Origin of the sequence: Brevundimonas sp. TSRC1-1 (genome assembly GCF_049898245.1) — a bacterium.
GTDB classification, from domain to species: domain Bacteria; phylum Pseudomonadota; class Alphaproteobacteria; order Caulobacterales; family Caulobacteraceae; genus Brevundimonas; species Brevundimonas mediterranea_A.
In genome coordinates, this window is record NZ_JAFCXI010000002.1 from 1 (window position 1) to 18977 (window position 18977).

The window sequence follows — 18977 nt, forward strand, 5'->3', positions numbered from 1 at the left end:
CGGAACCTATTGAAACCAACCCAGGAAAGCAAGAAGTTTCTCAACTCTTTCTTCCCCTCAAAACCCCCGAAACCAAAGCTCCGAAGCCCTCAGGGCCGGCCCGTTTCCGAGCGAGGCGGCTCTATACGTAGGGGCCATTTCGTCTGCAACAGGATTCTGACATTCCCGCGAAGATTCTCGCCAACTCCCGATCGGCGAACAGCCGCGCTTGCCGCAGGGGCGCCCGCCTGCGCGGCGCTGGAACCGGACTCCTTTCAGATCGTTCTTGATCCGAAGCGGGGCCTCAATGCTGTCGAACTCCATGCCTGCGCCCCCTGAGGCTGCGGCCGACGCGCCGCATGTTCTCGTCGTTGAAGACGAGTTTCTGATCCGAATGCTGGTCTCAGACCACCTTCGTGATGTGGGTTTCGTCGTCATCGAGGCCTTCAACGCCGACGAGGCGGTCGCGATTCTGAAGTCGGGCGCTTGTATCGACCTGATCTTCACGGACGTACGCATGCCCGGGTCGATCGACGGCCTCGGGCTTCTGGCCTACGCACAACTTGGTCAGCCGAGGATTCCCGTGCTCGTGTCCTCCGGCCACCTCGAGCCCGAGACCGCCTATGCGGGCGGTGCCGCCGGTTTCCTGCCGAAGCCCTTCGACCTTGACGTTCTGGTCGTCGCGATGAGGACGGCGCTCGCAGCCGCCGCCTAGCAGATCGGCCTTCTGGCGCATTCAGCCTCGGCGACGGCTCTGGCCTTCTCGCGACGATAGTCCCTGCATGCCCCGCCGACCGAGGTCGGCCCTGTCCGCCCGGATCAAGGCCGTGCGCCTGAACGGCGCGTCCGTGCGACACCCTCCGTGCGGACCCTGGGCGGAATCACTGTGGCTTAATGGCGATGGCGGAAAGATCGGTCTGTGGGTCCAGAGGGACGCCCGCAGCCTTGCGCTCGGAATAGCGGTCGACCAGCTGGGCCGCGTGGGGGCGCAGCAGGATCGTGAAGCGCACCAGTTCCTCCATCACATCGACGATCCGGTCGTAATAGCTGGAGGGCTTCATCCGGCCGTCGTCGTCGAACTCGTTGAAGGCCATGGCCACGCTGGACTGGTTGGGGATGGTGAACATCCGCATCCATCGCCCCAGCAGGCGCAGGGTGTTGACGGCGTTGAAGCTCTGCGACCCGCCCGAGACCTGCATCACCGCCAGGGTGCGGCCCTGGGTCGGCCGCATCCCGCCCAGGCTGAGCGGCAGATGGTCGATCTGCAGCTTCATGATCCCCGAGACCTGACCGTGCCGTTCCGGGCTGCACCAGACCATGCCCTCGCTCCAAAGGGCGTGTTCGCGCAGTTCATGAACCGCCGGATGGTCGTCCGCGACATGCTGGTCCGTCAGCGGCAGATCGCGCGGATCGAAGATCCGGGTTTCGCACCCCATCCATTGCAACAGCCGCGCCGCCTCCTCGACGCACAGGCGCGAATAGGACCGGTCCCGGAGCGACCCGTAGAGCAGCAGGATCCGGGGCGGCGGGTCGTTCGGCCCCAGCCCCGCCGCCGGATCGCGCGCCAGATAGGCCAGGTCCAGGGCGGGCAGATGATCGGGGTCCGGCAGGGGCCGCAGACGGTCGAAACTCATGAAATGGCCTTGGTCATATAGGCGGCGGACGCCGGGCAGAGCGCCGCGAACTCGCGCGTCCGAAGGATGGCCTCGGGGGCCGCCTCACGCGCGCCGCGCGCAAATCCTCGTCGAGCGAAGAAGGCCTCCGCCGTGGTCGTCAGCAGGTGCAGGGTCTCCGCCCCCAGATCCCTGGCCACGTCTTCTGCGGCGGTCAGGAGGCGCGCGCCTGCGCCCCGCGCCCGATGATCGGGAAGAACGACCAGCGACCGCAACAGCAGATGCCGCCCCTTGCCTTCCAGCCCTGCGTAGCCGACCAGGGCGCCGTATTGGGTCGCGCCGAAATAGCGGCCGGCGCCAGGCTCGGGCAGGCCGGCCTCAGCCAGGGCTGCGATCAGGCCGCGATCGCTGGCGTCAACCACACGCAGGGCGACCATCAGGCGTCCGCCGGCGGGCCGTGTCGGCGAACCAGCGCCGCCCCATCCACAGGGCGACCGACACCAGCAGGATCAGCACCGGCACCTCGACCAGGGGGCCGATCACGGCGGCGAAGGCGACAGGCGACGTCAGGCCGAAGGCGGCGATGGCCACGGCGATGGCCAGTTCGAAATTGTTCGAGGCGGCGGTGAAGGCCAGGGCCGTGGTGCGCGGATAATCCGCCTCGATCAGCTTGCCCATCAGGAAGCTGACGACGAACATCACCAGGAAATAGATGGTCAGCGGCACGGCGATCTTCAGCGCATCCAGCGGCAGGGCCACCACCTCGCCGCCCTTCAGGCTGAACATGGCGACGATGGTGAACAGCAGGGCGACCAGGGTCATCGGTCCGATGCGCGGCAGGAACCGGGTCTCGTACCAGGTTTCGCCCTTGCGCCGGATCAGGACCAGGCGGGTCAGGAAACCCGCCAGGAACGGCACGCCCAGATAGATCAGCACCGCCCCGGCTATGGTCCAGAAACGGATCGCGATCACGCTGCCCTCGAGCCCGAACAGCGGCGGCAGGACCGACAGGAAGAACCAGGCGTACAGGCTGAAGAACAGGATCTGGAAGATGGAGTTGAAGGCGACCAGGCCGGCCACATACTGGTTGTCGCCGCGCGCCAGCTGGTTCCAGACCAGGACCATGGCGATGCAGCGGGCCAGGCCGATCAGGATGACCCCGGTCATATATTCCGGCTGATCCCTCAGGAAGATCACCGCCAGGGCGAACATCAGCACCGGCCCCAGCACCCAGTTCTGGAACAGGGACAGCAGCAGCACCCGCCTGTCCGCAAACACCTGCGGCAGGGCCTCGTAGCGCACCTTGGCCAGGGGCGGATACATCATCAGGATCAGGCCAATGGCGATGGGGATATTGGTCGTGCCGACCGACAGCCCGTCCAGCCAGGCCGGCAGGCCGGGAACGAAGGCGCCCAGCGCCACACCCAGCCCCATGGCGACGAAGATCCACAGAGTCAGCCAACGGTCGAGGAAGGACAGCCGCCGGGGCGCGGCCGCAGAGGCTGGGGCGACGGGCGTATCGACCATCAGCGAACCCTCCGCCCCTCGGCGTCGATCACCACTTCGCCGTCTTCCTTGACGAACGGTTTGAGCCCGTCCTCGGGCAACAGATCCAGCACCGCCTCGGACGGCCGGCACAGGCGCACGCCGCGCGGCGTCACCACGATGGGACGGTTCAGCAGCACCGGATGGGCCTCGATGGCGTCCAGCAACTGGTCGTCGCTGACGGCCGGGTCGCCCAGACCCAGCTCGGCGAAGGGCGTGCCCTTCTCGCGCAGGAGATCGCGCAGCGGCGCGCCCGTCCGCGCGGCCAGGTCCTGGATCAGGGCGCGGCTAGGCGGCGTCTTCAGATATTCGATCACATGCGGCTCGATTCCCACGTGCCGGATCAGCGCCAGGGTGTTGCGCGACGTCCCGCAGGCGGGGTTGTGATAGATGATGACGTCCATGGGGTCCTCAGTCGCGGCAGGGCGCGAGTTCGGCGAGCCTGGGCTCGCAAAGATCGGCGCGACCCTGGCAGCAGTCCTCCAGCAGGAAGACGGTCAGGTCGCGCAGTCGGCTCAGATCGGCGCGATAGATGATGGACCGGCTGCGCCGCTCGGCCGTGATCAGTCCGGCCCGCGACAGCACGCCCAGATGGGTCGACATGGTGTTGGCCGGGATCGCCAGCCGATTGGCGATGTCGCCGGCGGCCAGTCCCTCCGGCTCATGCCGCACCAGAAGCCGGAACGTCTCCAGACGCGTGTTCTGGGCGAGCGCGGCCAGGGCGAAAATGGCGATCTCTGATTCCATAATTCCACTATAATGGAAATATTAGGGCGGACAAGCGACCGAGGCCTGGCGATGTCGCCGATCGGCGTGGTCGTCCTGCTCGTTCCGGCCATGCTGACGCCGAGTCTCCGAACCCGACGGCGGTGATTCCAGCCCGCCCGCGAACAAAGGCGGATGCGTGCGCAGCAGATGACGTTGAAAGCTCCGCAGACGGATTTAGCTCCCGGGCGGCCGGCTCAGCGGGGATCAGGACCGTTTGGCTGCTGCGGGATACGAATCTGCAGTTCGCTGCGTGGGAAGTCGAGGGCGTAGGCGTCGAGGTTGTTCAGCAGATCGGCGCCGAGGATCAGGCTGGGACCGCCTTCCGCCCCAGCGTCGTCCGCCTCGCCCGCGATGAATATCAAGGGCGCATCGCGGAAATTCACCGGACCCAATCTGATGCGGCCGACGACCCCTTTCAGGACGACCGTCCCATGCTGCGTCGCACCCCGGATCTCACCCGCCGGCGTGAGCCGCGGATCGGTTTCCGCCCAGCCCAGCGCACGAAGGGCTCCGCCCGACGCCACGGAGACGGCCGCGCCGGTATCGACGAGGGCGGTGAAGGTCACCCCGTCGATCTCGACCGGCACCGTCAGGAGGCCGCTGTCATCCAGACGGCCCGCCACGGCCACGAAGCCGTCGGCCGCCGCACCGGAGCGTTCGAGGCTCAGGCGGTTGGCGGCGTGATCAAACAGAAGACGATCTCCAGTGAACCTCTCCATGCCGATAATGCCGCGCGCCTCGGTGACGCCGGCGTTCGGAAGGGCGAGCATCCCGACGCTCTCGACGTCGAACAGGGGGGTCTTGAAGCGATCAACACCATACAGGCCGGCTTGCTGCTGGCCTGCGACGCCGCCGATATTCATCTCGCCTATGGCGGGCAGTTTCAGTTCGTCGACCAGGGGCAGGGTGACGAGACTGGTCTGGGCGGCGGTGTCGACCACCATGCGGAACGGCCCCTTGCCGTTGATCTCGGCGTCTAGGGTCGGCCGACCGCGCGTGTCGCGGGTCAGGACCGCGATTCTCGCCCCGGCGGGCGCCGCTTCGGCCTGCGCGGGCGGCAGCTGCGGCTCCCCGGCGGCGGCCTGCGTGCTCAGGGCCAGACTGGCGATCAGGATCAACGCGTGCATGAAGGGCTCCAGGACAGATCGACCTCTGTACCGGACCAAGCTGATCGGAAGCTGGCGCCGTCTGCCCAGGACCGGATGCGTTGCGTGACCCTTCCCCAGGGCCGAGCCTCAGGGCCGGGCCGGAATGTTCGGATCGAAACGCAGCGCCACCTCCGCCCCACCGCCGGCGACCTCGCCGATCACCACCGCGCCCTCGTGGCGATCAACCACCGCCTTGACGATGGCCAGACCCAGCCCATAGCCGCTGCGTCCGGTGGAGAACCGGGTGAAGGGCTCAAACAGCGTCTTGATCTGTTCACTGGGTATGCCCGGCCCCTGGTCGCAAACCCGAACCCAGCCGTCCTTGTCCAATCGAACGACGACACGCTGGCCCTGCGCCGAAAACGACAGGGCGTTGTCGATGACGTTGCCGATCGCGGTCTCGACGAGGCTGGGATCGGCCCAGAGCCCATAGCGGGTCACCTCCCGCTCGAAGACGAGATCGAGACCGCGACGAGCCGCGACGACCTCCCGCTCGCCCACCGCCCTGCCGGTCAAGGTCACGAGATCCGATTCCTTCAGCGGCTCCGGAGCCTCGCCGATGGTCATCAGTTTGAGCAGCTGATTGGCGAGATTCGTCAGGCGCCGAACGTCGGAGATCAGCTTGTCCTTCAACTGCCCGTCGTCCATGATTTCCAGCCGCGTTCTGAGCACCGTCAGAGGCGTGCGCATTTCATGCGCCGCGGCGGACAGGAAAAAGCGCTGACGCTTCTGGGCCTCGTCGACGCGCACGATCATCTGGTTCAGCGCCGACACGAGCGGCGCCACTTCCAGCGGCAGACCCTTTTCCGGAAACAGCTCGCTCAGATTGTCGGGATCGAGATCGCGCGCCATGGCGGCCACCCGCCGGATCCGCAACACGTTCGCCAACAGGATTATGGTGAAGACGACGAAGGCCGCCCCTACGGTAAACAGGAATATCCCGCCGTAGCTCCATATGAACTTGCCATAGAGCCGGGCCGAGCCTGCGGCGGCATTGGTCGTGGCGTGTTCGATCCCGGCGTATTCATAATAGCTCGCCTGTCCGCCGCAGTCCGAATAGGCCAGGAAACTGCGACCTGGGCCGCCGGGATCGCTGTTCGTGTTGGTGAGGCAGAGGCCTGAATAGACCTTCGTCAGATTCTGGCTCTGCAGCCGGTCGAACGCCAGGCGGATGAAGAAGGGCGTTCCCTCTCCGGAGCGAAACTCCCGCCCCTGCACCCGAACAAAATAGCGGAACTTGGGATTGTGCGCCTTGATGTCCCGCAAGACCGGATCGGCGTCCAGGTCGCCGCCGGCTCCCGCCTGCTCGCGTTCGGCGAAGGCGAAGCGGCTTAAGACCTCGGATGCGCTGGCTGCGGTGACCTCCAGAGGATCAGCGACGCCGGTCGGCTCGACCGACAGCAAAGGACGCAGGGTGAAGAAATAGACGCCGAAGCCGACGAACAGGATGGTGATGATCGCCAGTTGCGCGAACATGGACCGGTGCAGGCTTCTTAGCTTCAGGCCCAATCCATCCTCCTCGCCCCAAGGCGTCCCTGCCCCACCCTAGCCGATGCGCGCGCCGCGTCGAAGCCGCAGATCGGGCCTTGGTCCGCGAGGTCAGTCGGCGGCGGGGGCCAATGCTGCGAAAGGAGCCATCACGGCAGGGCTGGCGGCCTGCCGTTGGGCCAGGCGCGCCAGATCGCCGCGTATCCGTCGCGCCGCCCCCTGATCCGGGAAGGCCGCCAAAACGGTCAGAAACGCGGCGGCGTCAGGAGCCGGATCCCCCGGATCGGCATAGTCGCGGCGGGTCGGATAAAGGCTTTGCAGCAGGGCGGCCTGAAGCAAGGCGCCGGCAGTGGCGCTTTCGCCCGCCCTCCCATAGGCGCGTGCGGCGGCCAGCCTCATCCCCGCTGACGGCGACATGACGAAACGAAGCTGCCGCGTCAGACCGGCCAACCGCTGTTCATCGAGCGCTATAGGCGCGCCCTGCTCCAGGGCGAGGAAGAGGGCCAGGTCGTGCAGCCTGACGGGCGGACCGCCAAGATCGGCGGACAGGGCGTCCAGGCGCGCTTGTCCGCCCCCCTGGCTCCACTGCGCCTCGGCGACCCGGTCATAGAGCCGCATCTGTCGGCCCTGCATCGCCCCGGAGAGGCTCGAAAGCTCGTCTTCAAGCTCCTTGATGACGGCAGGGTCGCGCGTGACGATTGCGACGACAGGCGCGCCGTAACCGGCCGCCGCCGGATCCGCGAGGCCGTCGATCAGCATTTGACGGTTGTTGGCGTCCCCGTCCTGACGGCCTTGCGGAACGGTCGCACGCCATAGCCCCCGGAGAATATCGCCTCGAGCGACGCCCGGCGTGTCGTCGGCGGCCAGGCGATCCAGGGGCCTCGCGACCGTCGCCGGCGTAAACTCCGGGTCCTGTACAGCCAGAGCCAGCACGGCCGGCGCCTGGGGAAACCGTTTTTGGTAGGCGGACCATATCGGTGCGAACGCGCTCGGCATGTCGACCTCGCCGGCCCGCGTCGCCATCGCTCGGCTTGTGAGCTGGCGGATCCACTCGGGGTCGTCCAGATCCACGCTCGCGGCTTCGGCCGTCCGCGCCGCAGCGTCCGGATCGCCCGTCAGTCGATAGGCCAGACCGAGCAGGGTCCCCAGCACCTGATCGTCAGCCCGGGTCGTCGCGAACGGGGCGGCGGTCGCGACGAAGGCGGAAAAATCGCCCGCCCTGGCCTGGATCAGCAACAGAGCCGCGACATAGGCGACGTTGTCGGGTTCGACGGAGACAAGCTTGGCGTAGGCCGCGACGATCCTGGGATCGACCGCCGCCTTGGTCGCTTCGCCGCGCAGGAAGCGTCTCTGGAAACGGGCCGTCTCCTCCCGGTTCGGCCGGGAGGTCGCCAGGAACGCGTCGAACGCGGCCTCGCGCTCAGCCCCAAAGCGCTGAGCCAGCAGCGTGCCGAGGCTCAACGGCGGCTGCGCCATCGCTTCGGTCATTGCGGTCAGCGCCTCGAAGGCGCCTGCGCGGTCGTCGGCGAACCAGGCCGTCAGCACCTCAGGCGTTCGTGCGCTGTCTGCATACCGAGCGGCCAGGACCCGTGACGCGGCCAGCAGGACTTCACGGTTCGCCGCAGGTGCGTCGAACCGTAACAGCAGGGATGCGAAGACGCCGCCGCTGTTGTCCGACTGCGAACGTTCAGCCCCGATGTCACGGATCAGCACGGCCTGGAGACGATCACGTTGCGCGTCGCTCAGAGGTGAATCCAGCAGATGAGCGGCGATGGCCTCCTGCAGGCCCGAGGCCGATCCGGTCCGCTCCATCCGCTCGACCAGAGCTTCGTACAGGTCCACGAGTCGATCGGGATCGAACCTTTGGGTCAGCAGCTGCAGCGGCGTCGGTCCGCCTCGCGCCCGCCCCGCCGCCCCCGCCACCGGGAGCGGGTCATTGCCGCGCGAGACGAGCAGCGGGATCAGGACGTCATCGGACAACAGACGACGACCGGCGGCGGCCTCCAGCTTCGCAAACCGTGCAGGATCGACGCGATAGACGTCATACAGCGCCAGGGCGTCGAACGAGGTGTCGGCCAGAGGCGCGAGTATGTCCTCACGAACGACCTCGGGACGCCCCAGGTCCGCCGCCTTGAGCAACAAGGACACCAGCATGGGCGGTTGATTCTGGGTCACGCCCTTTTCGCGTCCGGCCCGCCACGGAGCATCCGCCGCAATGGCCTGGTCGGCCAGGGCGCGAATACGCGCGCGGTCGCCGGTCTCGAAGGCCAGGGCGAGCGCGAGATCGAAGTCGGCGTTTGTCGCGGCTTGACGGCCCAGATCCACGATCGGCCAATCCTGGCCCGCCGCCGTCGTCAGGCCGGCGGCAGGCGCATGCACGTCGGCCAAAGCGCGTCGGGCCTCGGGGTCGTCGCGGAAAGGCGCCAGAAGGGCGTCTTGCGTCGTTTCCAGCTCATCGTCGTTCAGGAAGGTCGCAAGCCGCTGATTGATGGCGACCACAAGGGCCAGGCGCGGAAAGTCCGCCAGCCTGGTCGCCGGGGCGGCCCCGACGGTCTGCGACCGCTGCGCCGCGGACAGCGCCGTTTGACGCCAGAGCGCGATCCGCGCCTGGGTCTCGCCTTCGGGCCAGGTCAACAAGGCGCCCTCGATCAGGGTGGGGGCGTACTGCGCCGCATCGAGCGCCTTCAGGGCGTCGCTGGCCTGTTGCGTGGGCTGGCGCTGCACAAGGCTGTTGAGGCCCTTCCAATAGAGGGCGCCGGCCTCGGACGCCTGCCCCGACTGTTCCATCAGAACCGCCGTGTGCGCGATCAGATCGAGATCGTCCTGATCCTGCAGCAGGGCCACGCGGTAACGGGCCAAGGCCTCTCGCGTCATCCCGGCCTCGGCGTAGGCCTGGCCCCGCAAGGCGTCGACGTTCACCAGTCCCCCGATGTCGCCCATCAGCGCGAAGGCCCGCTCGGCGCCGGCGACATCGCCCGCCTTCAGCAAGGTCTGGGCGATATCCGCATAGACTTCCGGCGGATAGGGTTTGCGCATCGCCACCAGCCGGCGGCCGTAGATCGCCTTTCGGACGGGATCGCCCGCGCCGGTTTCGCTGGCGGAGGTCAGGCTGATCAGTTGGCGCAGAACCGCCGGCTTCTGGTCGCCCGCCACCGCGAGCGACGCCTGGAGCGCGCGCAGCTGCAGCTCCGGATCCCCGCGATCCTGGCCGATGTCGCCGACCAGGGACGACAGCCGCACATCATCCCCGTCCTGCAGAATACGCTCCAGGGCGGCGCGCCTCGCCCAGCCCAGCCTCGCCTGGGACAGATCGGCCGGAACCCCCACGCTGTTGGCGTCTCCGGCGGCCAGCACGTCCAGAAGCCCGTTCAAGGCGGCGACAAAGGCCGCGCCGCTCGGCGCCGTCTCGGCCTTGAACTGCAACAGACTGGCGGCCTCCGCGACCCGTCCTTCCGCTTTCAGCCCGCCGGCATATTCCAGCAAGGCATCGACATCCGTCGGGGCCAAGGCCAGAGCGCGGCGATGTTGGACAAGCGCTTCGGCGTTTCGATAACCGGACGCATAGATGGAGGCCGCGAAACGCGCGGCCTCGACATCGTCGAGTTTTCCGGCCGCCCGCATCTGCGCCATCAGGGCGTCGACCCGGCGATTGCGATCCGCATCGCTTTCGGCCGGATCGGGGAAGCGAAGCACATTGATGATCAGGCGGCGCAGATAGGCGTCGGCGTTGGCCGGGTCGACCTGGGCCAACCGGGCCAGGCTCGCGTTAAGACCGGCGTAGTTCCTGAGCCGGGCCTGGACGGCCGCCAGTTGCTCCAAGGTTCGCACCTCGCCCGAACGTGAACGCTCGGCATAGCGGCGCACCGCGCGTTCAGCGCCGGCGCCGTCCTGCTGCGCGATACGGATTTCGACCAGAAGACTGACTTCGCCCTGATCGGCCGCGCCCGAAGCGATCCGCGCCTTCAGTTCAGCGGCGATAGACTCCAGCTGACCCGTCTGTTGCGCAGCGCGAATGATCTGCCGTTGCAGGAAGGCCTTGCGCGCCGGAAGCCGAGTTCCCGCCCAAAGGGCGCGCCAGCGGGTCAACGCCTCCGCCGGCTGACCCGCAGCGAAGGCGAGATCTGCGATATGGGCCTGCTGGTCGTCGTCCAGGACCCCGCCGCGCGCCTGGACGCCCAGCAGGGTTTCGAGGGCCAGATCCTGCCGGCCCAGACGTTCGTAGTTTTCGGCGACGGTGACCAGGGTCGCCGTGTCGCCCTGCGCCGCCGCCGAAAGAGCGCGCAGGCCCGCCTCTGCGTCCGCCTCCCGGCCCTGGTCGATGGCGGTTTCGACCTCGAAACGCCGAATCGCGACAGCGACGGCGGGCGTCGAGGCTGCATCGCCCAATATCCGGGAGGCCTGGTCGCCCATCCCCATGGCGATCATCTTGCGCGCCGTCTCGATCTGCACGTCCGGCCTGGCGCGGTTGGCGACGGCCAGGCTGCGATAGACCGCCACCGCCTCATCCGACCTTCCCTGCTCGAGATAGAGGGCCGCCAGACCATCGGCCCAGCGCGGATCGGCCGGCTGGGCGCGGATCAGGCGCCGATATTCGGCCTCGACTTCCGTCGTTCGACCGGCGGCGCGAAGCACGCCCAGCAGTCGCTCGCGCAGCGCGGCGTCCCCGGCCTGTTGAACCATGGCCACGGCGTCGTCGTAACGCCGCAACTCCAGCAGGACGTCCAGCCGCGCCTGATCCACCTCCGGCCCGCGCGGCTTATGCGCCAGGAAAGCCTCCGCGCCCGCCAGCTGATCGGCTGTCCGATAGGACTCCACGACCAGGGCGAGGGCGTAGAGCCGATCTTCCGTCGTCGCGGCGGCCTCGACCGCGCGCCAGGCGGAGGATGCAGCCGCGTCCGGCGAACCCTGGCCGATAGCCCAGTCCGCCAGCCGCACGGCGTCGCTGTAGCGCACGGCGGCGTCGTTTCGAGGACGATACAGGGCGGCGGCGTCACCCGGCCTCCCCAGGAGACCGAGCACGGCCGCCGCCCGGTTCGCCACGGCCGCATCACCCGAGCCGGCCAGTTGAGACAGGGCGTCGGGCCTTCGACCCGTCACGCCGATGATCGCCAGGCGACGGTCCAGCAGGGCGCGCTCTTGCGCATCGTCCGACTGCGCCCGCGCGCGTTCGTACCAGACGGACGCCGCCCCGGCCTGATTCTGGATGTCGAGCAGCCGCCCGCGCAGCAGCATGGCGTCCGTCGTTCGGCAGCGGTCGAGGGCGGCGGAAACCGTGTCGGTCGCCGCATCGACATCGCCGTCGCGCCATTCCAGCACGGCTTTCAGAACGGCGACTCGACAGGCGCGATCGGGATCGGCCCCGGCCGACAGTTGATCCAGCCGGCCATAGACGCCGCTCAGGTCGTCGGCGAGCACGGCCTGGGCGTACAGCCGATCCGCCGCAGCAAAGTCGAGACGCGCGCCGGACAGGACGGCGTCGATCAAGGCGCGTGCGCTGGCGTCGGTCCGTGTCGGCGTGTTCGAGACCTCGCCGGCAGGCGACGCCGCCTGCGCCGTCACGGACGGAGCGACCGACACGCCGAGGCTGAGGCCGAGCGCCAGAAACAGGGAGCGTGATCGCAAAGTCATGATCTCGATCTCAAACGGCGAGCCGCCGGGGCGGCCAGCGACGATAGACGATGTCGGCGACGTAAAGGACCAGGGCCAGCCAGCAGAGCCAGCCCCACAGGTCCAGAGCCGTCGCCGGAGATCGTCCCTGCGGAAGGGGGGCGGCGCCGGCGCGGGAGGGAGTCTCGATCACCACCCCGCCCGTCAGGCGGGCCAGTTGATCCAGCGGGAGTCCGTCGGCCTGAGAGGCCGGACGGTCCGCTTGTCCGCCCCCGAGCGCCGGCAGGGCCGCGCGGGTCACGCCGCGACCGTCGCGAACCTCGACCCGCACCGGCGCGTCCATCGACGCCGCGCCTTCGGCCGTGAACAGACCCGGCGCCCGTTCGACCGCCGTCAGGGCGGGCCCGGCCTGGCCGGCGGCGTTCAGCACCCGGATTTGCGGCGGACCGCCGGCGGCCCCGCGAATGCGCTGGGCCACCACCTTGACCCGGCCGCCGACGCGGCCGAGGCGCACGTCCCACTCGGGGCGCGGATCGGCCGTGCGGGCGACCAGCCGCTGCATCCAATCCCCGTAACCGGCCCAGTTGCGCCAGTTGGCTGTTCCCTCGCCGACCGGCTCTGTCATCAGCGCCGTCACCCGACCGGCGCCCCATTGCCAGGAGGCCAGAACCGGCTCGCCCGTCGCGGTGCGGATCAGGGTCTCGGCGAGCGGCTTGACGCCCGCCTGGGCATAACCGTCCAGCCGTCGGGGCGGCGCCGCCGCCAGATCGCCCCATCCGAAGGACGACGCCGACGGGGCCAGGGCGAAGCCGCCGCGCTTGATCCCGGGCTGGGGCTTCTGCTGGGGCTGTTTGAGATTGATCTCCACCAGGCTGAACTCGTCGCCGACGACATAGAAGCGCCCCCGACCGAGCCGGGCCCACTGCGCCATACGGGCCTCGCCTTCGGTGCTGCCGCCGACCAGAACCGTGGAAACCGTCACCTGGTCGTCGGCGATATGGCGGATCAGCTGAGGATAGCGATCCGCCTCCACCCCGGCGTCCGAGATCACCAGGATATGGCGATAGCGGGCCTGGGTGTTCTGCAGCCCGTAATAGGCCTCCTGCAGGGCGCCGAAGAGATGTTCGCTACCGCCCTGGGCCTGAACGCGACCGATGGCGCGCTCGACCTCCGGAATGTCCCGCGCCGGCTGCATCGGCGTGACCCATTGCCGCCCGCCGTAGAACTCGACCACGCCCACGCTGTCGGCCGGCGTCAGCTTGCGCACGGCCAGGCGCGCGACCTGCTTGCCCAGATCAAGCGGCGCGCCCAGCATCGAGCCCGAGGTGTCGATGACGATGGCGAGCGCCACGCTGGGATCCTCGGTCTGCTCTTCCTGACGAAGGGTCACCGGCAGAGCGGCGGCGAGCGGCGATCCGGCGTAGCCGCCGGCCGCAAAGGCGCTCTCTCCGCCGGACACCATCAGACCCAATCCGTTCGAACGAACCGCCTCCATCAATCGCCGCTGCGTCGGGGCCGCCAGCGCCGAGGCCGGCACGTCGTCCAGCAGGACGGCGCGATAGGCCGACAGATCGACGCCGGCCAGGTCCGCCGGCGCCCGGCCGTCGATGCGCAGGCCTTGACCCGCCAGCCGCTGAAGCACACCCGCACCTCCGGTCTGACGCCCGTGCACATAGAGGACGGCCAGCGGATCCTGCACGGCCGCCGCCGTGTCGAACCGGCTGACGACGGAGCCGCCTCGCGCCAGTTCGACACGGATGGGCATATAGCCAGGACGATCGACAGGGATCTCGACCGCCACGGCGGCCGGGCCGTCCAGATCGAGGGGACCCGCGCCGCCGATGCGCCGATCACCGCTGAACACCGCCAGCGACAGATCCTGTCCCACCCCGTCCAGTCCTATTCGCGCCGAGACATGCTCGCCGGCGCGGGCCGTCGGTAGCGAGACGTCGGCGACGAAGGCCTCGTTCCGTCCGGCGCGGATCGGGACGGCGTCGATGACGACGCCGCGCGCCACCAAGGCGTCGACCGCCCGGCCCCAGGCCCGGTCAGCGCCCAGGCCGTCTCCGATCACGGTGACTCGCCCCTCCGCCCCCAATGGAAAGGCGGCCAGCGCCAGATCGAGGGCGTGAGGCATGGCGGCGGCCTGACCGGCGTCCGGCAGGGTGATTCGCCGCGTCGCCTTCAGAGCCAGGGGGACGCCGCCGCGCTGGATGACCACCACGGGACCGTTCCGCTCCGCACGCGTCAGGACCGCCTTTGCGGCCGAGGCGGCCTGGGCGCGCGAGACAGGCGACAGAGCATCGCCCTGATCCACGATGATCACCGACGTCGGGTCGCCCCGACGCATGACCAGACTGGGTTGCGCCAGGGCCGCCACGAGCGCCAGGAAGACGGCGGTGCGAAGCGCGACCCGCACCCTGGCGGCCTTGCGCGCCCACCACAGGAAGCCGGGGATCAGGAGCAGGAGCCAGCCGGCTTCGGGATGAAGAAAGGTCAGGTGCACGACGCGGTCCTCAAGCCATCGCCCCGCGCTGCTGCAGCCGCCATTCGAGCAGCAACAGCAGGCCGGCGATCACGACGAGCAGGATGAAAAGAAGATCGACGCTCGGGCCTTGCACCGGGGTCACGATGACGTCGGCCGGCACGGCCCGGGCGGCGTCCAGGGTCAGGGTGCGGTCGGTCAGGGAGACGGCCACACGCAGGTCGCCGATCCGGGCCTCGCCCGCCTGATCCAGGAACAGGTCGCCGTTCAATGCGCGGTCGGCGATCCGGCGGTCGGCCGCCAGACCATAGAGGTCCGACTGGTCGGTCAGATCGGTCCCGGCCTGGGCATGCGGAATCCAGGGCGGCGTATCCGCCAACCAGGACAGGGTGCGCGACACAAAGACGGGGAATTCCGAAGCCGCCGGGAACCCGCCTCTCTCGTCGAACAGGGCCGACCAGACGGCCACGCCGCGCTGCTGGCCCGGACGGGTTTCCGCAGACACCTCGCGCCGGGTGGTGCGGGCCAGGGTCTGGGTCTCCACCGCCGATATCCCGAGGGACGCCAGGGCTGCGGACAGGTCCGGCTCGGCCTCGTCGGCGCCATAGGTGAACACGAAGGCGCTCTGCTCGCCGGCCTGGGTCACGACCAGGGCCGGCCGGTCCTCGCCAAACCGCTCGCCGGCCCGCCGAACCACGACCTGGGCGTCCTTCGGCGCGGTGACGGCGAAGGCGGGGTTGAACCGAACGGCGCGGGCGACGGCGGCCGGCGCGCCGGACGACAGGGCCACGCGCACAGGACGCCGGTCCGGCAGTCGCAGGCTGGCCTGATCATCGGCGGGAAAGGCGTCGGATCGCGCCAGCCGCACGGCGAACAAGCCGCCGTCCGCGACTGCGTCCCGCACGATCAGTTTCCCGTCGGGACGGGCCAGGATATCAACCACGACATCGCGTCCGTCTCGGCTGAAGCGCAGAGCGTCGGTCGGCACGGGCCGGCCGTCGGCGCCGATCGCCTCTACGAGAATATCCGCACGCCCGGCGTCGCCCGAGGCCGCAGGCGAGGCGCCCAGGGCGACCACGCCGCTATTGTCGAGCGTCGGCTTGGCCAGGTACCCATAGACAAGACGCTGACCGGCCGGGGACGCGACGTCCCGGGCGCCCGACCATGCGCCGTAATAGTGGACGACCGTAGGCCGCCCCGACGCCGACACGCCCGCCAGCTCTTGATTGGCGACGGCGTGGGCGAAGCTCGAGGGCGCAAGGCGGGCGCGAACCCCGTCCAGGCGCCGGCTCAGCAAGGCCGGGTTTTCACCCGGCTGCAGGAGAGGCGCGGCGACGGGGCCGTCCAGATAGACGGTGCGACGGGCGGGATCGGTGTTTCGGACATCGGCCATCAAGGCGCGGCGCGCCTGGGCCAGGTCGTCGCGTCCCGTCAGGCCGGCGGAGGCGTCCAGATAGAAGATGTGATCGACGGCGTCCCGGCCCGGCGTGATCTCAGGTCGCGCGCCGGCCGCCCAGAGCAGCAGGCCGATCGCCAGGATCAGCAGATAGGCCAACCAGCGCTGGAACCGCTGGCGGAAGACGCGCAAGGGCGTGACCCTGGCGGCCTGCGCCCAGAGCCCCGCGGCGGCGATCCGCACATGCTTCTGACGCGCCTTCAGAACCTGAAGCCCGAACAGGAGGGCGGCGAGGCAAACGGCGCCGGCGATGACGGCCCAGAGCGGAAGCGACAGGAAACTCACAGCTTGACCGCGCCATCGCCGAACAGCGCCGACAATTGGTCACGCACCGGCTTGTCGGCGTCGATCTGCACGAGGCCCGCGCCGCGGGTCCGTGCGAACTCCGCCAGGGCGTCGGTGAAGCGGCGGTAGGCGGCCTTGTAGCGCGCCATGAGGTCGGGCGTGATCGTGACCGAAGTCGGTTGGGCGTGTTCACCGTCTTCCAGCAGGATGTCCCCGCTGAGATCGGGATGGCGTTCGGGGTCCGCGTCGTAGGCCTTGACGATCTGCACCAGCAGAAGCCGATGCGGCAGTTGCTCCAGCCCTCGCACCACGGCTTCTATGCCGGCCTCGTCGAAGAAGTCCGACACCACGATCACCAGACCCTGGCGCAGGCGAAGGCCGGCCAGGTGAGCCAGAGCCGCCGCCAGCCCGGTGCCCTGCAGCGCCGAATATCCCGCCAGGCTGTGCGCCACACGCGCCAGATTGCCCTTGCCCGAGACCGCGCGGAACTCGATTTCAAGGGTGTCGGAAAACGGAAACAGACCCACGGAGTCGTGCTGGTCCAAGGCCACGGCCGCCAGGGCCAGGGTCGCTTCCTGCGCGGCATGGATGCGGGGCGGCCGTTCGACGAACAGGCTGCGCGACCGGTCGACCAGGAAATAGACCGGCATGTCCTGGCTCTCCTCGAACACCCGCACGAACAGGCGGCCGAGACGGCGATAGACGTTCCAGTCGATGGCGCGCAGGTCGTCGCCCGCCACATAGGGTTTGAAATCGGCGAACTCCGCGCCCTGGCCGCGCGCGTTCGTCCTTTGCTCGGCCAGGCGGCCGCCCTTTTGGGCGCGTGAAATCCGCAGCGAAAAGGGTCGCAGCGCCGCCAGGAAGGTCGGATCGAACAGGGCCTCGAACGTCAACGGATCGGCCAGACCGGAAACGGCGGCAGGGGCGGCGGCGACGCGCGGACGGCGACGAAACAGCATCATCGGCCGCCCCCGTTCCGCGCGTTGAAATAGTCGCGGGTCGCACGCTGTTCCTGAGCGCTGGCGGCCAGGGGCGCCGTCCGCGCCGCCTCGCCTCTCGCCATGCCACGATCCTGCGCCCGGACGCCGTTCGCCGGCAGAGGCTGCGGCGCCCCGTCCCGCGTGGTCGTGCGGATGCGGCCCGGGCTGGCCATCCCGCCAAGACGGTCCTGCATCGGGGTCGCCAGCATCAGGCTGGACACGCCGCGCCCCTTCTTCAGCCCCGTCTCGGGGCCGCTCTGACCGCCATTCTCGCCCTGGCCTCCGCCCTGCTCGCGGCCGGACTGGTTCTGGTCTCCGCGACGACTGCGCCCCGGCTGCTGGCCCTCCCCGCTCTGGGATTGGCCGGAGCCGGAGTCCTGAGGCTGGGGCCGGGCGGCGGACGGGGCGTTCTGCCGGGCGCCGGAGGACTGACCGCCGGGCGCCTGGGACGCAGGGGCGTCGGTCTCGTCCTGAGCCATCGCCTCGCCGGGCGTCTGCTCGTCATCCTGCGGCTGTCTGGCGTCGCGATCCGGACCCGCCCCGCTGGACGAGGCGCTGTTTCCGGCCGCGCCCTGACCGCCACGCCCCCGGCCCTCTCCCTGGCCCGCAGCAGATTGGGACGGCGCGCCCGCGCGGGCGGCGGCGTCCTGTGCGGAGGCCGCGGCGCTGCGCGACGGCGAAAGGCGCGCCATCAACCTTTGGAAGGCGGCGGCCAATCCGGCGCCGGGCTTGTCCAGGCCCGGGCGCGTCGTCACCTCGACATCACGACCCGGCGTGGTCGGGGACGCAGCGCCTGCGATCGGCGTCGCGTTTTCGGAACGCGCCTCTGGCGCGGCGACGGCCGCCGATCGCGGCGATATCTCAGCCGCCGCCGGATTCGCCGGTGCGGCCGCTTCGGGCCAGAACTGAGGAACGGCGAAGGCCGCCGCCAGACACAGAATCCCCGCAGCCGGCCATAGCCACAGCCGCGAGCGGCCCAACCTCAACGCGCCGTCGTCGTCGCCCACGTCGCTGTCCTGCGCCCGCGCCACCCAGGGCGCAGCCTCCTGCAAGGCGGCGTCGTGGAAGGCCGTTCGGCGATCCAGTCGTTCGAACTCGTCGGACGTCTGCAACCGGTCGTTCAGGCGCAACCGATGATCGAGCAGCGCAAGAGCGGCGGTCCGGGTGCGACTGGTCGCTTGGCGAGCCCGCATATAGCCGAACACCCCTGCCGCGAGGGGCGCGCCGACTGCGGCGATGAGGACGCCCGCAACAGTCGGGGCGACGAACGGCGCGGACAGGGCGAGAAGGAGCGGACCGGCCGCCGAGGCGGGAGCCGCCCAGGCCAGGGCCCGCCGCACCGTACGTCGGCGCGTCGTCGTCAAAAGGGCATGCCGTCCGCGCGTCTCGAGGCGATCGAGGCGACGACGCAACCCATCATCGACGCCCTGGATCATCCGTTCCATTTCGACCCGCGCAAACTCATCAGAACTGTCACATAGGACCGGTGGCTTGCACCAACCTTACAGTGTCCTCGTTTCATTGCCCCGCTATTTCGCCTTGCGTTCCAATAGAGAAGCTGAGCGCGTCAGGCTGGGGCAAGCTTCATGTGATTGGTGGGCGACAAGCGACATCGGCTTGTGA

General features: G+C 69.2%; 13 protein-coding genes. 1 reads left to right on the plus strand and 12 read right to left on the minus strand.

Features of this window, described 5'->3' with window-relative positions:
- The first annotated feature begins 286 nt into the window (after positions 1-286).
- Positions 287-694 carry a response regulator gene (locus tag ACP7CK_RS06055; RefSeq protein ID WP_292150677.1) on the plus strand — a complete coding sequence of 136 codons (408 nt, stop codon included), beginning with the start codon at positions 287-289 and terminating at the stop codon, positions 692-694.
- A 166-nt stretch (positions 695-860) separates the two neighbouring features.
- Here ACP7CK_RS06055 and arsH read toward each other — a convergent pair whose 3' ends face one another.
- The 12 genes from arsH to ACP7CK_RS06115 all read right to left on the minus strand — a co-directional run bounded on the left by arsH (position 861) and on the right by ACP7CK_RS06115 (position 18799).
- Positions 861-1613, minus strand: coding sequence for an arsenical resistance protein ArsH (gene arsH, locus ACP7CK_RS06060; RefSeq protein WP_426025433.1), 753 nt, complete (start codon positions 1611-1613; stop codon positions 861-863).
- The gene (arsN2, locus tag ACP7CK_RS06065; protein WP_426025434.1) at positions 1610-2029 is read right to left on the minus strand and encodes an arsenic resistance N-acetyltransferase ArsN2; all 420 of its coding nucleotides are present in this window, start codon (positions 2027-2029) and stop codon (positions 1610-1612) included. The genes arsH and arsN2 overlap by 4 nt, the downstream gene beginning before the upstream one ends.
- On the minus strand, positions 2007-3119 hold the full coding sequence (gene arsB, locus ACP7CK_RS06070; protein ID WP_426025435.1) for an ACR3 family arsenite efflux transporter: 1113 nt from the start codon (positions 3117-3119) through the stop codon (positions 2007-2009). The genes arsN2 and arsB overlap by 23 nt, the downstream gene beginning before the upstream one ends.
- Positions 3119-3541 (minus strand): arsenate reductase (glutaredoxin), encoded by a 423-nt coding sequence (gene arsC / locus ACP7CK_RS06075; protein ID WP_426025436.1) that lies wholly within the window; start codon positions 3539-3541, stop codon positions 3119-3121. Before arsC ends, arsB begins: the two co-directional genes overlap by 1 nt.
- Before the next feature lie 7 nt (positions 3542-3548).
- A complete protein-coding gene (locus tag ACP7CK_RS06080) occupies positions 3549-3884 on the minus strand; it encodes an ArsR/SmtB family transcription factor (RefSeq protein ID WP_426025437.1) in 336 nt (111 codons plus the stop codon).
- A 215-nt stretch (positions 3885-4099) separates the two neighbouring features.
- Complete coding sequence (locus ACP7CK_RS06085) at positions 4100-5032, minus strand: aspartyl protease family protein (RefSeq protein WP_426025438.1); 933 nt, start codon at positions 5030-5032, stop codon at positions 4100-4102.
- A gap of 108 nt (positions 5033-5140) precedes the next feature.
- Entirely contained in the window at positions 5141-6529 is a 1389-nt protein-coding gene (locus ACP7CK_RS06090) for a sensor histidine kinase (protein ID WP_035310254.1), read from the minus strand.
- Positions 6530-6652: 123 nt separating this feature from the next.
- The gene (locus tag ACP7CK_RS06095) at positions 6653-12169 is read right to left on the minus strand and encodes a hypothetical protein (RefSeq protein ID WP_426025439.1); all 5517 of its coding nucleotides are present in this window, start codon (positions 12167-12169) and stop codon (positions 6653-6655) included.
- A gap of 10 nt (positions 12170-12179) precedes the next feature.
- On the minus strand, positions 12180-14654 hold the full coding sequence (locus ACP7CK_RS06100; RefSeq protein ID WP_426025440.1) for a VWA domain-containing protein: 2475 nt from the start codon (positions 14652-14654) through the stop codon (positions 12180-12182).
- Positions 14655-14664: 10 nt separating this feature from the next.
- Complete coding sequence (locus ACP7CK_RS06105) at positions 14665-16374, minus strand: hypothetical protein (protein WP_426025441.1); 1710 nt, start codon at positions 16372-16374, stop codon at positions 14665-14667.
- Positions 16371-17336 (minus strand): DUF58 domain-containing protein, encoded by a 966-nt coding sequence (locus ACP7CK_RS06110; RefSeq protein ID WP_426025442.1) that lies wholly within the window; start codon positions 17334-17336, stop codon positions 16371-16373. Before ACP7CK_RS06110 ends, ACP7CK_RS06105 begins: the two co-directional genes overlap by 4 nt.
- Positions 17333-18799 (minus strand): hypothetical protein, encoded by a 1467-nt coding sequence (locus ACP7CK_RS06115; protein ID WP_426025443.1) that lies wholly within the window; start codon positions 18797-18799, stop codon positions 17333-17335. The genes ACP7CK_RS06110 and ACP7CK_RS06115 overlap by 4 nt, the downstream gene beginning before the upstream one ends.
- Positions 18800-18977: the final 178 nt, after the last annotated feature.